General features: G+C 72.2%; 13 protein-coding genes. 7 read left to right on the forward strand and 6 right to left on the reverse strand.

Features of this window, described 5'->3' with window-relative positions; all coding sequences use genetic code 11:
- Window positions 1-60: 60 nt before the first annotated feature.
- The 4 genes from ACZ3I3_RS12700 to ACZ3I3_RS12715 form a co-directional block, all read right to left on the reverse strand.
- The gene (locus ACZ3I3_RS12700; protein WP_356928425.1) at window positions 61-330 is read right to left on the reverse strand and encodes a hypothetical protein; all 270 of its coding nucleotides are present in this window, start codon (window positions 328-330) and stop codon (window positions 61-63) included.
- A gap of 238 nt (window positions 331-568) precedes the next feature.
- Window positions 569-796, reverse strand: a complete 228-nt coding sequence (locus ACZ3I3_RS12705) for a DUF3107 domain-containing protein (RefSeq protein WP_086604288.1) — start codon at window positions 794-796, stop codon at window positions 569-571.
- Window positions 797-931: 135 nt separating this feature from the next.
- On the reverse strand, window positions 932-1579 hold the full coding sequence (locus ACZ3I3_RS12710) for a TetR/AcrR family transcriptional regulator (protein WP_020269805.1): 648 nt from the start codon (window positions 1577-1579) through the stop codon (window positions 932-934).
- Window positions 1580-1786: 207 nt separating this feature from the next.
- On the reverse strand, window positions 1787-2011 hold the full coding sequence (locus ACZ3I3_RS12715; protein WP_467364469.1) for a hypothetical protein: 225 nt from the start codon (window positions 2009-2011) through the stop codon (window positions 1787-1789).
- A 301-nt stretch (window positions 2012-2312) separates the two neighbouring features.
- Here ACZ3I3_RS12715 and ACZ3I3_RS12720 point away from each other — a divergent pair, with 301 nt between their 5' ends.
- From ACZ3I3_RS12720 to moeZ, 7 genes are all read left to right on the forward strand, one after another.
- Entirely contained in the window at window positions 2313-3347 is a 1035-nt protein-coding gene (locus ACZ3I3_RS12720; RefSeq protein WP_467364470.1) for an alpha/beta fold hydrolase, read from the forward strand.
- An 8-nt stretch (window positions 3348-3355) separates the two neighbouring features.
- Window positions 3356-5017: a DUF3152 domain-containing protein gene (locus tag ACZ3I3_RS12725; RefSeq protein ID WP_467364471.1), complete on the forward strand. Its 1662-nt coding sequence runs from the start codon at window positions 3356-3358 to the stop codon at window positions 5015-5017.
- A gap of 241 nt (window positions 5018-5258) precedes the next feature.
- On the forward strand, window positions 5259-7031 hold the full coding sequence (locus ACZ3I3_RS12730) for a DUF3492 domain-containing protein (RefSeq protein ID WP_467364472.1): 1773 nt from the start codon (window positions 5259-5261) through the stop codon (window positions 7029-7031).
- Window positions 7028-8161: a hypothetical protein gene (locus tag ACZ3I3_RS12735; RefSeq protein WP_467364473.1), complete on the forward strand. Its 1134-nt coding sequence runs from the start codon at window positions 7028-7030 to the stop codon at window positions 8159-8161. The genes ACZ3I3_RS12730 and ACZ3I3_RS12735 overlap by 4 nt, the downstream gene beginning before the upstream one ends.
- A gap of 118 nt (window positions 8162-8279) precedes the next feature.
- Window positions 8280-9239, forward strand: coding sequence for an NAD-dependent epimerase/dehydratase family protein (locus ACZ3I3_RS12740; RefSeq protein WP_086560583.1), 960 nt, complete (start codon window positions 8280-8282; stop codon window positions 9237-9239).
- Window positions 9227-9976: a spherulation-specific family 4 protein gene (locus ACZ3I3_RS12745; protein ID WP_467364474.1), complete on the forward strand. Its 750-nt coding sequence runs from the start codon at window positions 9227-9229 to the stop codon at window positions 9974-9976. Before ACZ3I3_RS12740 ends, ACZ3I3_RS12745 begins: the two co-directional genes overlap by 13 nt.
- A 63-nt stretch (window positions 9977-10039) precedes the next feature.
- A complete protein-coding gene (gene moeZ, locus ACZ3I3_RS12750; RefSeq protein WP_467364475.1) occupies window positions 10040-11218 on the forward strand; it encodes an adenylyltransferase/sulfurtransferase MoeZ in 1179 nt (392 codons plus the stop codon).
- Window positions 11219-11310: 92 nt separating this feature from the next.
- Here the strand turns inward: moeZ and ACZ3I3_RS12755 are convergent, their stop codons facing one another.
- Window positions 11311-12780 (reverse strand): alpha/beta hydrolase, encoded by a 1470-nt coding sequence (locus ACZ3I3_RS12755; RefSeq protein WP_467364476.1) that lies wholly within the window; start codon window positions 12778-12780, stop codon window positions 11311-11313.
- 134 nt (window positions 12781-12914) lie between these two features.
- Window positions 12915-14462 carry an alpha/beta fold hydrolase gene (locus tag ACZ3I3_RS12760; RefSeq protein ID WP_467364477.1) on the reverse strand — a complete coding sequence of 516 codons (1548 nt, stop codon included), beginning with the start codon at window positions 14460-14462 and terminating at the stop codon, window positions 12915-12917.
- Between the last annotated feature and the right edge of the window lie 4 nt (window positions 14463-14466).

A 14466-nucleotide genomic window follows, 5' to 3' on the forward strand; every position in this document is an offset into this window, starting at 1 on the left:
GCCGGGGTCGGCCGGGCGCGCGGGGTTCCGCGCGGCTGACGGCTCCGGCTCCGGCTCCGGCTACGCCGTCGCCGATCGTCGGCGCAGGCGGCCCGCGGGGCGTAGCAGCAGCGACAGCGAGGCGACCGAGACGATCACCGCGCCGAGCAGCACCACCAGCAGGTGCCCGGCGTCCAGCGCGCTGTGCATGACGAAGGCCCCGAAGAGAGCGCCCGCGACGCCGGTCGACAGGACCAGGGGGCGGGCTGGGAGCCGGTGCGCCAGGCGATGCGTGGCCGCCCATGACAGAGCCAGGCCGAGAATCGCGGAGCTCAGCGCTTCCAGGAGCATGTCGGGGTCCCTCCCACATGGCCGGCTGCCTAAATCGGTCGTAGCCCGTCTTACCCCTGACCTGCGGAATCCAACCTACTTCTGTGGGTGAACTGTGCTCCATCCGTGGAGGAACCCGTGTGCCGCACGGGGTGTCCGTACGGATACGGGGCGGGTATCGCACGGGTTGCCGCACGGAGGGGGGAACGCGAACGGGGCGGGACGGCCGTCAGCCGTCCCGCCCCGTCCGCACCTGCGCCTACAGAGCGCCGAAGCCCACCTTGCGCGGGGCCGGCTCACCGAGCTCGACGTACGCGAGACGGTCGGCCGGGACCAGGACCTTGCGGCCGTGCTCGTCCACGAGGGTCAGCAGCGCCGACTTCCCGGCCAGCGCCTCGGACACCGCCCGCTCGACCTCCTCGGCACTCTGACCGCTCTCCAGAACGATCTCGCGGGGCGCGTGCTGCACGCCGATCTTGACCTCCACGGCTATGTCCCTCCGACGGTCAGTGATGTGCGCGACCTTCCGCGCCGTACGCAGCACACATTAGCCCGGTGAGGGGACCGGCATGCTCCGCCCGAGAACGCCACGAGCGAACAGCGGGCGGGAACAAAGCGGCCGTCAGTGGTGCTGCTGGTCGGTTCCGTGCAGCGGGAAGCCCGCGATGCCGCGCCACGCCAGCGAGGCGAGCAGCTGTACGGCCTGGTCGCGCGGCACACTGCGGTCGCTGTGCAGCCAGGACCGGGCCACCACCTGGGCGAGGCCGCCCAGGCCCGAGGCGAGCAGCATCGACTCCGCGCGCGACAGGCCCGTGTCCTCGGCGATGACGTCGCAGATCGCCTCCGCGCACTCGTTGGTGACCTTGTCGACGCGCTCGCGCACGGCGGGCTCGTTCGTCAGGTCCGACTCGAAGACCAGGCGGAAGGCACCGCCGTCGTCCTCGACGTACGCGAAGTAGGCGTCCATGGTCGCCCGGACGCGCTGCTTGTTGTCGGTGGTCGACGCCAGCGCGTTCCGTACGGCCTGGATGAGCGACTCGCAGTGCTGGTCCAGCAGCGCGAGGTAGAGGTCGAGCTTGCCCGGGAAGTGCTGGTAGAGCACCGGCTTGCTGACGCCGGCGCGCTCCGCGATGTCGTCCATCGCGGCCGCGTGGTAGCCCTGGGCCACGAAGACCTCCTGGGCGGCGCCCAGGAGCTGGTTCCGTCGGGCACGGCGTGGCAGGCGTGTGCCCCGCGGGCGTACCGCCTCTGTCTGCTCGATGGCTGTCACGCCGCCTCCCAAAGTCGTCCAACTGCGGATCTGGCCGCGTCGCCATCGTACTTTTCGGTAACCGTGGTGTGCGCGGTGAGAGCGCAGAATTTCACGGACCGGACGGTTACGAAAGCGCTTGAGAACGTTTCAAACAGGGTCAGAGCGGGCAAAATGCAGCTCCTTTCCTGCTCGGTGCTGCTCCTCGTCGCCACCCGGCGGCATGCGTCACCGGTAGTCGTCCTCGTCGAGAGAGACGATCCGGGCCTGCTCTACCAGGTCGGCCTCATTGGCGCGGTCCGGGTCGACACCGGTCAGCGGGTCGTCGCGGTTCGGCGCGACGTCCTTGTGCTGCTCGGCCGCGTCGACCTCGGGCGCCTCGACGTCGTACTCCGGCGCCTGAGGCTCCTCCTCGGCCTCGAACGTCTCCGGGTCGGTCGGGTCTACGGCCATGCTGGGCTCCCTTCCTACGAACGTCCCTGGGAATGCAGGGGCCACACGCGGGTGCCCTCCCTACGAGCCTAGGAGACACCCGATCCGGACGCTATGCGATCCGCGTCCGGGACGTGACGCAGTGCGCATCCCGTTGACTGCTTCTGCTGTGCCCTGTCCTTCCCAGGTGCCTCCCTGTCCTCGGGGTGCCTTTCCTTCCCCGCGCCTTCCCCGTGTTCACCTCATGTGCCCCTCCCGCACGGCCGATTCTTGTGACGGCGAACACATGAGTCACTACGTGATCGTCTCGTAACATTGCCGCATGTCTTCGACCGAGCTGCCGTTCGTGCCGCCCGCCAATGTGCTGCCGAAGGTGGCGGCCGTCAGGGTCGCCGAGGGCGAGCGGCTCAGCTCGGTCGAGCTGCCCGGGTTCACGCTGGCGGTGCGGTCGAGGCGCCCGGCGCGCAAGGGGCTGGCGCCGGCGCTGTACGTGCACGGACTCGGGGGTTCCTCGCAGAACTGGTCGGCGCTGATGCCGCTGCTGGACGACACCGTCCACAACGAGGCCCTCGACCTGCCGGGCTTCGGCGACTCCCCGCCGCCGGACGACGGCGACTACTCGGTCATGGGGCACGCGCGCGCGGTCATCCGCTACCTCGACTCCACGGGGCGCGGTCCCGTGCACCTGTTCGGGAACTCGCTCGGTGGCGCCATCACCACCCGTGTCGCCGCGGTACGGCCCGATCTGGTCCGTACGCTCACGCTCGTGTCACCTGCCCTGCCCGAAATCCGCGTGCAGCGCACCGCCGTGCCCACAGCGCTGCTGGCGGTGCCCGGGGTCGCCCCGCTCTTCACCCGGCTGACCCGGGAGTGGACGGTGGAGCAGCGCGTCCGCGGCGTGATGGCACTGTGTTACGGGGATCCTGGACGGGTGACGCCGGAAGGATTCAGCAACGCCGTTCACGAGATGGAGCGGCGGCTTCGGCTGCCGTACTTCTGGGACGCCATGGCGCGTTCCGCCCGCGGGATCGTCAACGCGTACACGCTGGGTGGCCAGCACGGACTGTGGCGCCAGGCCGAACGCGTTCTCGCACCGACCCTCCTCGTCTACGGTGGTCGTGACCAACTCGTAGGCTTCCGGATGGCACAGAAGGCGGCCCGGGCGTTTCGCGACTCGCGGCTGGTGACGTTGCCGGACGCGGGACACGTGGCCATGATGGAGTACCCGGAGACGGTGGCCATGGCGTTTCGTGAACTCCTCGAAGACGCCGGGGAGTTGGGAGAACGACGAGCGAAGCGGGCTCGCGCGGACGAGGCCGTCGACGAAGTGGGCACCGACGAGAGCATGGGGGGCTGAGGCGCGACGTGGGACGCCACAGCCGCCGTGGGCCGGTCGCCAAGGGCGACACCGCGGACACAACCGACGTACCGGACGGCCGGGCCGGGCCGGGACAGGAGCCGGGCCAGGCAGCGGACATGAGCCGGGGAGGCCGGACGGCTCCGCCCCGGGCCGCGTCGCAGGGCGGCTGGCCGCCGCCGGGCGCGGGACCGCGCCGGACACCGGGGCCTCGGTCCGCGACGGTGGACGGGACGCCTGCGCACGGAACGCCTTCGTATCCGTCGTCAGCGCACGGAACGGCTTCGCCTGGGCCTGCGCACGGGACGCCTGCGCACGGGATGCCGCGGCTTCCGGACGGCTGGCTGCCGGACGGCACGCCCGTGCACGGCGCTCCGCGCCTGCCCGACGGCACGCCGGCGCGCGGGCTGCCGCGCTTTCCTGACGGCACGCCGGCACGGGGTGTTCCGCGGCTTCCGGACGGGACTCCGGCGCACGGCGTTCCGGGGCTTCCTGACGGGACCCCCGCACGCGGAGTGCCCCGGGTTTCCGACGGCACTCCCGCACACGGCTTCCCCCAAGCCCGGGGAGACCACCCCGAGCAGCGCGAAGCCGGGGGTGGCTGGGGTGAGTTGAGGGGCAGTGGTGGCGCTCCCATACCGCGGCAGCGACGGGCCCCCGGGCCCGGGCCGCGGCAGGAGTATCTCAACGCCTTCGACGAGGAGGACGACGTCTTCGCACCCCGTACGCCCGCCTCCGCACACGCGGCGGACGCCTACGCCTCCGTGTCGGACTGGAATGTCGGCGCCCCGGCCGGCATCCGCTCCGACGACGACGCCGGCGATGACGACGACATGGCGCCCACGGGCACGCCCGCCCCGGTCAAGGGCGGCAAGGGCCGTGCCTTCACCGGCATCGCGGCCGCCGCCGTCACCACCGTGCTGGCCGTGATCGTCGCTGGTCAGGTCACCGACGACTCCGGCGGCTCCGGCGTGCAGTCGCAGTCCGCCACCGACCAGGCCCGCGACCTCCGGGACTCCCCGTCCCGCGCGGACGGGCGGGCGCCCGTACCGGCCCCCGGCGCCAAGTCGCTGACGTACGACGAGAAGATGGGCAGGACGTACCCGCTCGGCGTCGAGCTCAAGGGCTCGGGGAAGTTCGACGCCGTGCCCGGCATCGCCGCGGCGCCGGGGACGGGGCAGAAGTTCACCTATCGCGTGGACGTGGAGCAGGGGCTCGGGCTCGACGCCGAACTGTTCGCCGAGGCCGTGCAGAAGACGCTCAACGACCAGCGCAGCTGGGCCCACAGCGGCGCGCGTACCTTCGAGCGGATCTACTCCGGCAAGCCCGACTTCGTGATCACGCTCGCCAGCCCCGGCACGACCGCCGACTGGTGCGCCAAGTCCGGTCTGGACACCACCGTGGACAACGTCTCCTGCGACTCGGCCGCCACCGAGCGCGTGATGATCAACGCCTACCGGTGGGCGCAGGGCTCGGAGACGTACGGCGACGAGATCCACGCCTACCGGCAGATGCTGATCAACCACGAGGTCGGCCACCGCCTCGGCTACGGCCACGTCACCTGCGACAAGGACGGCGGCCTCGCCCCGGTCATGCAGCAGCAGACCAAGTTCCTCGACCACGACGGCATCCGCTGCCGCGCCAACCCCTGGCCGTATCCCGGTAGCTGACAGGCGTCACAGGGGCGGGCCGGGCGGCCCAGTTGCCTCCTCCCTGTCCGGTTGATCTCCTAGCGCGACGAAACGCGATCCGCACGGGAAAGTTACGACCGTTCACCCCTTTTGGTGGGGGGGGGGGGCCCCCCCCCCCCCCCCCCCCCCCCCCCCCCCACCGCCTTGTCCGCATACGTTCGTCCCGCTGCGAGCCGCCGGGCAACGGCGGCTCCTGATACGGGAGATCGGGGGTGCACTCGTGCGCATCGGACTGCTTACGGAGGGTGGCTATCCGTACGTGAGCGGTGACGCCAGGCTCTGGTGCGACCGGCTGGTGCGCGGGCTCGGACAGCACGAGTTCGACGTCTACGCGCTCAGCCGCAGCCGGCACCAGGAGGACGAGGGCTGGCTCCCGCTTCCGCCGAACGTCCGCAGGGTGCGCACCGCGCCGACGTGGACGACCGAGGACGACGAGGTGGTCCTGGGCCGCCGCGCACGTCGGCGGTTCACCGAGTGCTTCGCCGAACTGGCGGCCGTGATGAGCGGGGCGTCCGGGGGCGTGCCGGGCGTCGCCCAGGGGTCTGCCGGGGGTGCGTCGGGTGCTTCCGAGGGTGCTTCGGCCGCCGCCCAGGGGATTTCCGCGGGGGTGACGAGCCCCGAGGCGGACCGTTTCGCCAACGCTCTGTACGGGCTCGCCGAACTCGCGCGTGAGACGGGCGGCCTGGCGGGAGCCCTCCGCTCCGAGACCGCCGTACGCACACTGGAACGCGCCTGTCGTGCGCCCGGCGCCCACCGCTCGGCGCGCGAGGCCCGCGTACCGGATCTGCTCGCCGTGGCCGCGCACCTGGAACGCGCCCTGCGCCCCCTCTCGCTCGACTGGTACGAGGACGACGGACTGGGCGCGGTCGACCTCTGCCACGCCGCGTCCGGCGGCCCGGCCGCCCTGCCGGGCCTGCTCGCCCGCCACTTCACCGGCGTCCCCCTGCTGGTCACCGAGTACGGCGTACGCCTGCGCACGCACTACCTCAGCGCCCCGGACGCCCCGCCCGCCGTACGGTCCCTGCTGGCGGCCTTCCACGGCAGGCTCGCGGCCGAGGCCTACGCACGGGCCGAGATCGTCACCGCCGGCAACGCGCACGCCCGCCGCTGGCAGGAGCGCTGCGGCGCCGACCGCGAGAAGCTGCGCACGGTCTACCCCGGCATGGACGCCCGGCCCTTCGCCGAGGTCGGCGAGTCCCCCGAGGGCGCCGACCCGGACACGCTCGTCTGGGTCGGACGCGTCGAGCCCGCCAAGGACCTGGTCTCCCTGCTGCACGCCTTCGCGGAGATCCGCAAGCGTCAGCCGAAGACCCGCCTGCGCATCGTCGGAGCGCCCGCCGGCGCCGAGGGCACGGCCTACCTCGGCCACTGCCGGACCCTGGCCGCCCAACTCTTCCCCGACGAAGCCGACGGCCCGCATTCCGCCGGCGACAACCCGGTGTCCTTCGAGGAGACCGGCGGGCCCGACCTCCCGGCCCTCGCCGACGCCTACGCCTCGGGCGCCGTGACCGTGCTCTCCAGCGTCGTCGAAGGCTTCCCGATCAGCCTCGTCGAGGCCATGCTCTGCGGACGCGTGACCGTGTCGACGGACGTCGGCGCGGTCGTGGAGGTCATCGGCGGCACCGGGCTCGTCGTACCGCCACGCAATCCGCGGGCGCTCGCGGAGGCGTGCGTGGCGCTGCTGCGGGACCCCGCGCGCCGCGCGCGCCTGGGTGCCGCCGCCCGCGCCCGTGCCCTCGAACTGTTCACGGTCGAGCAGAACATCGAGGCATTTCACGGCATTTACCTGGAGATCGTCTCGCGCGCGCCGATCCGCCGTGTGGTCCTCGACGAAGCGGGGGCGCCGCTGCCCTTCGCGGTACCCGCCGAGGCCCACGTCCCGATCCGCTGGGCCGCCCCGTCACCCAGCCTCGCCGTCCGCGGCCCCGGCTGGGCGACGGCCAGACCCGTACGCGCCACCACACCCGTCCCCGCCCCGGAGGGAGCCCGATGAGCGGCTTGGGTGAACTGGACCGCCCGGAGAGCCCCGCCGCCCCGCGCCGCGGTGCCGCAGACCCCGTGAAGGCGCTGATGCACCGTCACCGGGAGCTCTGCCAACGCGCGGTGGACCCCCTCGAGATCGCGGCAGGCCTGGAGGCGCACGGCATCACCGACCGGACCGCCGCCCGCTTCCGCCACCGGGACGTCTTCTCCCTCGCGGAGGAGATGTACGCGCGAGCCTCCCGGGACGGGGACGCACCCCCGCCCGCCACGCCCGCCGCTCCGCGGGTACGCGCCGACTGGGCCCTGCTGACGCTCCTGCCGGGCACGCTGTGCGCCGCCGCCGTGGCCGCCGTGCACCTCACCCACGGCCAGTCGCGCCTGATCGCTGCTGCAGCCGGCACCGTCGCCGTGGCCCTGGCCCTCCGCGCGGCACTGCGCCGAGGCCCCCTGAGCAGACCCGACCGCACAGTCCCCGGCAGAGCCACGACCTGGACCACCTGGCTCGTCGTCTACGCCCTCCTGGGCGACGGCCTGCTCGACAGTGCCGTCGCCGGAGGCCCTGACCACCTGCCCACCGGCACGGCCGACGGCCCCTGGCCCCTGACCGCCGTCCCCGTCCTGGCTCTCGCCCTGGCCTGCGCGCCCGCCGCCTGGACCGCCCACCTCTTCGCCGCGCGTGCCCGCCGCAAACTCGCGGCCAGCCGCGGCCTGGAGGACTTCGCCGCCGCCGTACGACCGCTCCTGCTCGGCACCTTCGCCCTCTTCCTGGGTGCCCTGGCGGCCCTGCTCATCCTCTGCGCCGCGGTCCTCGACGAGCCCGCCCCTTACGCCGAGACCCTCACCCTGGGCGCCCTCCTCTTCCTGGCCCGCCTCCTGACCACCCACGGTTTCGCCTACGCCCCGGCCGTGGTCCTCACCGCCACGGCGACGCTCCAAGCGGCCGCCCTCGCCGCGGTCTTCACCTCCCGCCTGCCCGGTTGCGGCTTCCTGGCCGTCCCCGTCGAAGCCCTCGTCACCACCTGGGGCGCCGGCACGGTCCCCACCCTGGCCTGCGGCGCGGCGGCCCTGGCCCTCCTGGTCCACGGGAGCCGCAAGCTGACCAGGGCCTCGGCCCACGCACCGCCGGAACCCTCACGGTGACCCCGCTGCCACCGGCCCCGTCCGCACCGGCAGTACCCGCACATCCCTCCCTTCCCGCCTCAAGGAGAACCCGCATGACCACCCGCCCAGCAGCCCCGGCCGCCCCGGGAGCCGCGCGATGAGAGTCCTGCTGATCGGAGCCAACGGCTACATCGGGCGCTTCGTCGCCGACCGCCTGCTCGCCGACCCGGCCGTACAGCTCACCGCCCTCGGCCGCGGTGACGACGCCGACGTCCGCTTCGACCTCGCGTCCGGCAGCCCCGGCGCCCTCACCCGCTTCCTCGACGCGGTCCACCCGGGCGTCGTCGTCAACTGCGCCGGCGCCACCAGGGGCGGTGCCCGCGAGCTCACCCGCCACAACACCGTCGCCGTGGCCACCGTCTGCGAGGCCCTGCGCCGCAGCGGCTGCGGTGCCCGGCTGGTGCAGATCGGATGCAGCGCCGAGTACGGCCCCAGCCAGCCCGGCTCCTCCACGGCGGAGGACGCCGTCCCCCGGCCCGGCGGCCCGTACGGCGTCAGCAAACTCGCCGCCACCGAACTCGTCCTCGGCTCCGGCCTGGACGCCGTCGTCCTGCGCGTCTTCTCACCGGCCGGACCCGGCACCCCCGCCGGCTCCCCGCTGGGCCGCCTCGCCGAGGCCATGCGCCGCGCCATGCAGTCCGGCGACGGCGAGCTGAAACTCGGCGGCCTCGGCGCGCAGCGCGACTTCGTCGACGTCCGGGACGTGGCCCGGGCCGTGCACGCCGCTTCTCTCTCCGCCGCGCAGGGCGTCATCAACATCGGCTCCGGCCGCGCCGTCCGCCTGCGCGACGCCGCCGCGGTCCTCGCCCGCGTGGCCGGATACGGCGGCGCCCTCCACGAACTCGACGGCCCTCCCGGCGCCCTGCGCCCGGCCATCGGCCACCCCCGCCCCGACCCGGACCACGCGCCCCCGGTCGCGTACCCGTACCCGGACGGCTGCGGAAGCTGGCAGCAGGCCGATGTGCGCACCGCCCGCGACCGGCTCGGCTGGCGACCCCGGATCGGCCTGGAGGAGTCCCTCGCCGACATCTGGATGGAGGCGGCATGCCGCATCTGACCAGCACCCGGCCACGCACCTCCGGCACGGAACTCCGCCCCGGCGTCGGCGTCCCCGGCTACGCGCACCCCCTCCTCGCCCCCACCGAGTGGGGTGAACTCACCCGTCCCGGCACGCCGCTGCACTGGGTGGTCCTCAACGTGGCCGACGGCCCCGGCACCCGCCCCGATCCGCACTGTCTGGAAGCGGCCGGCCGCCTGCGCAACGCGGGCATCCGCGTCCTCGGCCACCTCGACACCCGGTACGGCACCCGGAACTTCGGGGAGCTGATCTCCGACGCCCACCGGTTCGTCGACTGGTACCAGGTCGACGGCTTCCTCCTGGACCGCTGCCCGGCGGACCACGCCGGGCTGCCCGAGGTGCGCCGCACGGTCGCCACGCTCCGCGTGATCCGTGACGAGGCCCACATCGTCCTCGGCCACGGCATCCACCCGCACCCGGGCTACGCCCAGCTCGCCGACCAGCTGGTCACCTTCTCCGGCCCGTGGAGCGACTACCGCTGGTCCCAGGTGGCCGAGTGGACCGCCGACCATCCGCCCGAGCGCTTCTGCCACTTCGTCCACGGAGTGCCCCGCCCGCACCTGGAGGAGGCACTGCGCATCGCCCGCTGGCAGGGCGCCGCGACGGTCTGGTTCACCGACCACACGGACCAGGGCGGCCGCACCGACCCCTGGGAGGCCATGCCCGGCTACTGGGACGAAGTCGTCTCGCTGGTCGGAACAGGTGTCTCGGAATGAAAAAGCGCATGGCACTGTTACGGGGAGAACAACCGTAGTGATTGACCGACCAACGGAGTCCCCGTGTCGCTGCCACCCCTGGTCGAGCCGGCTTCCGAGCTCACCGTAGACGAGGTCCGCAGGTACTCCCGCCACCTGATCATCCCCGACGTCGGGATGGACGGGCAGAAGCGGCTGAAGAACGCCAAGGTGCTGTGTGTGGGCGCCGGCGGCCTGGGCTCGCCGGCGCTGATGTACCTGGCCGCCGCGGGCGTCGGCACCCTCGGCATCGTGGAGTTCGACGAGGTCGACGAGTCGAACCTGCAGCGCCAGATCATCCACAGCCAGGCCGACATCGGCCGCCCCAAGGCGGAGTCCGCCCGCGACAGCGTCAAGGGCATCAACCCGTACGTGAACGTGATCCTTCACGAGGAGCGGCTCGAGGCCGACAACGTGATGGACATCTTCAGCCAGTACGACCTGATCGTCGACGGCACGGACAACTTCGCGACCCGCTACCTGGTCAACGACGCCTGCGTGCTGCTGAACAAGCCGTACGTGTGGGGCTCGATCTACCGCTTCGACGGCCAGGCCTCCGTCTTCTGGTCCGAGCACGGTCCCTGCTACCGCTGCCTGTACCCGGAGCCCCCGCCCCCCGGCATGGTCCCCTCCTGCGCCGAGGGCGGCGTCCTGGGCGTGCTGTGCGCGTCCATCGGCTCCATCCAGGTCAACGAGGCCATCAAGCTGCTCGCCGGCATCGGTGAGCCGCTGGTCGGCCGGCTGATGATCTACGACGCCCTGGAGATGCAGTACCGCCAGGTCAAGGTCCGCAAGGACCCGGACTGCGCGGTCTGCGGCGAGAACCCGACCGTCACCGAGCTCATCGACTACGAGGCCTTCTGCGGCGTCGTGTCCGAGGAGGCCCAGGCGGCGGCCGCCGACTCCACGATCACTCCCAAGCAGCTCAAGGAGTGGATCGACGACGGCGAGAGCGTCGACATCATCGACGTCCGCGAGCCGAACGAGTACGAGATCGTCTCGATTCCGGGCGCCCGGCTGATCCCGAAGAACGAGTTCCTCATGGGCACCGCCCTGGAGAGCCTCCCGCAGGACAAGAAGATCGTCCTGCACTGCAAGACGGGTGTCCGCAGTGCGGAAGTCCTCGCGGTCCTGAAGTCCGCGGGCTTCTCGGACGCGGTCCACGTCGGCGGCGGCGTGATCGGCTGGGTCAACCAGATCGAGCCGGACAAGCCGGTGTACTGACCGGACGCGCCGGCATACCGAGCCGTATCCGGCCTCCCTTCGCGAGCGGCGGGGGCTTCGCGCACCACGGGTGCCCGGAGCCCCCGCCGTCGTCATGAGCAGACCTTGCCGTCCTTCGGCACCGAGCCGTCCAGCAGATACGCGTCCACCGTCGAGTCCACGCAGTCGCTGCCACTGCCGTACGCGCCATGCCCCTCGCCCCGCCAGGTGAGCATCACTCCGACGCCCTTGCCCAGCTCGTCGGCCATCCTCCGGGCGCCCTCGTACGGGGTGGCCGGGTCGCCGGTGTTGCCGACCACCAGGACCGGCGCCGCGCCTGGGGCGCTCACCTCCGGGGTGTCGTGCTGCCCGGGCACCGGCCAGTCGTGGCACCAGCCGGCCGTGTCCCAGCCGAGGAACGTCCCGAAGACCGGGGAGATCCTCTCGAACTGAGGCAGCAGCTTCCTGGTGGTCGCCGCGGTCGGCCGCTGCCTGTCGTCCAGGCACGATATGATCCGTTGCGCGTGGGTCGTCGTGCCGTAGCGTCCCGACAGGTCGCGTTCGTTGTAGCGGTCGGCGAGGGCCAGCAGTTCCGAGCCGTCTCCCCGCTCGGCAGCTTCGAGGGCGCTGGTCAGCGTCGGCCAGCTGTCCTTGCTGTAGAGGGGCAGGATGATGCCGGTGACCGCGAGCGTCTGTGTCAGTTTCCGCTCGGGCGTGCCCGCGGGCAGGGGCCGGGCGTCGATCCGTCGCAGCAGGTCCGCGATCTTCCGCGAGCCCTCCGCCGGGTCCTGGCCCGTGGACTTCAGGTAGCCGTCCAGCGCGCGCTGGAAGCCCCTGGCCTGGTTCCGGGCATGCCCCACCGCGTCGGCGCCGGGGTCCACGACCGCGTCCAGGGTCATCCGCCCCACGTTCTTCGGGAACAGGTGCGCATATGTGCCGCCCAGTTCGGTGCCGTAGGAGATGCCGAAGTAGTGCATCTTCTCGTCGCCCAGGACCTCCCGGATGCGGTCCATGTCGCGGGCCGAGTCGGCGGTCGACACGTGCGCCATCAGCTTCCCGGCGTCCTTCTGGCAGCCCTTGGCGAAGTCGGCGGCGTCCTGGAAGTACGCCTTCTCCTCCGCGGGTGTGTCCGGGGTGACGTCCACCGACTCGGCCGCCTGGATCTCCTTGTCGCCGCGGCAGCGCACGCCCTCGCTGGCGCCGACTCCGCGCGGGTCCCAGCTCACCAGGTCGTACCGCTCGCGCAGAGAGGAGACGGTCGGGGCGTACGACGGCATCATGGACACGCCCGAGGCGCCGGGACCGCCGAAGTTGAACAGGAGCGAGCCCTCGCGGTCGCCACCGCGGGCCTTGGCACGGATCAGCGCCAGCCCTATCGTCTCGCCGTCCGGCTTCGACCAGTCCAGCGGCACCTTCAGCGTCGCGCACTGCCAGTCACTGCTCGGCGCGGGGGCGTCGGCGGTGGCCTTGCACCGGCCCCAGGAGAGCCCGCTCTTGTCGTCGTCCGACGAGCCGCCGCTGCACCCCGCGGCGAGCAGCGCCGAGGCGACCGCGAGAGCGGTCCACCGTGCGAAACGCGTCATTGCCCATCCCCCCTCGTAGGCCGTCCGCACTGTGCCGCGGATGGCGGTCAGGCCATGGTAGGCAGATCCCGCACCGGCCGTTGCGGCCTGTGGATAACCCTCTGGCCTGCACGTTTACCGAGCCGGGCCTGAGATCAGGTGCAGACGGTCCCCGCCCGCGGCACCTTTCCGTTCAGCAAATAGCCGTCCACCGCACCCCGCACGCACTTGTTCTTGCTGTCGTACGCGCCGTGCCCCTGCCCCCGGTACGTCAGCTCGACCCCGACCCCCTTGCCCAGCGCCTCCACCATCTTCCGCGCGCCCTCGTACGGGGTGGCCGGGTCGCCGGTGTTGCCGACGACCAGGATCGGCGCCGAGCCCGGCGCGCTCACGTCCGGGTGGTCGGCGGCGCCCGGCACGGGCCAGTCGGTGCAGCTGATCATTCCCCAGGCCAGGAAGTCGCCGAACAGGTCCGAGGCCGCCCGGAACTCGGGCAGTTTCCGCTCCACGAAGGCGGTGTCGTAGCGCGGCTTGTCGTCCGCGCAGTTGATGGCGACGTTGGCCGCGGTGATGTTGCTGTACTCGCCGTTGTCCTCGCGCCCGTTCATCGTGTCGGACAGCAGCATCAGGATGCTGCCGTCGCCGTTGTACGCCTGCTGCAGGCCCTCGGTGAGGTACTCCCAGAAGTCCTTCGAGTACAGCGCCTGGAGGATGCCGCTGGTCGCCGCGGTCTGGGTCAGCTGGCGGGGGAAGACACCCGGGATCGGTGTGCGGTCGAGGTCCTTCAGCAGCCTCGCGATGCGGTCCTTCACGTCCTGCGCGCTGTCGCCGAGGGGGCACGGCTCGGTCTTCGACACGCAGTCCTCGGCGAAGTTGTCCAGGGCGAGCTGGAAGCCCTTGGTCTGCCCGAGCGAGCCCTGTTCGGCGTTCTGCGTGGGATCGACGACGGCGTCGAACACGGCGCGGCCGACCCGCTCGGGGAACAGGTGGGCGTAGACGCCACCGAGTTCGGTGCCGTAGGAGATGCCGAAGTAGTGCAGTTTCTCGTCGCCGAGGACCTGGCGCATCAGGTCCAGGTCGCGGGCCGCGTCGGTGGTGCGCACGTGCGGCAGGATCTTCTTCGAGTTCTGCTCGCAGGCGTCGTTGAACTCCTCGGTGTTCTCCAGGAGTTCGCTGCGTTCGGTCGGGTCGTCTGGCGTGGCGTCCTGCTGGAAGTACGCGTCGAGCTGCTGGTCGTTCTCACAGATGACGGGGGCGCTGCGGCCGACTCCGCGGGGGTCGAAGCTGACCAGGTCGTAGCGGGTGCGCAGGGTGCCGTAGTCCTCGGCGAAGGCCGGCAGCGAGGTGACGCCCGAGCCGCCTGGGCCGCCGAAGTTGAAGATCAGCGAGCCGATGCGGGCGCTCTCGTCGCCGCTGCTCCTGGCCCGGATCAGTTCGAGGCCGATCGTGTCGCCCTTGGGGTCGTCCCAGTCGAGCGGGGCCTTCATGGTGGCGCACTGCCACTCGCCGCCGTCCGGCAGCGGTGAGGGCGCGGCGCCTCCTCCCTGCGCGTCGGACGGGGTCGGGCAGTCCTTCCAGCTCAGCTCCTGCCGCGTCAGGTCCTCCTCCTTGGCGTCGTCGTCACCGCAGCCCGCCAGCACGGCGGACAGCAGCACGGCGGTGGCGGTCAGGGCGGCGGCACGCAGCCGGAGGAGGGTCGGCATGGTT

This window comes from Streptomyces sp. NPDC016851 (assembly GCF_055562795.1).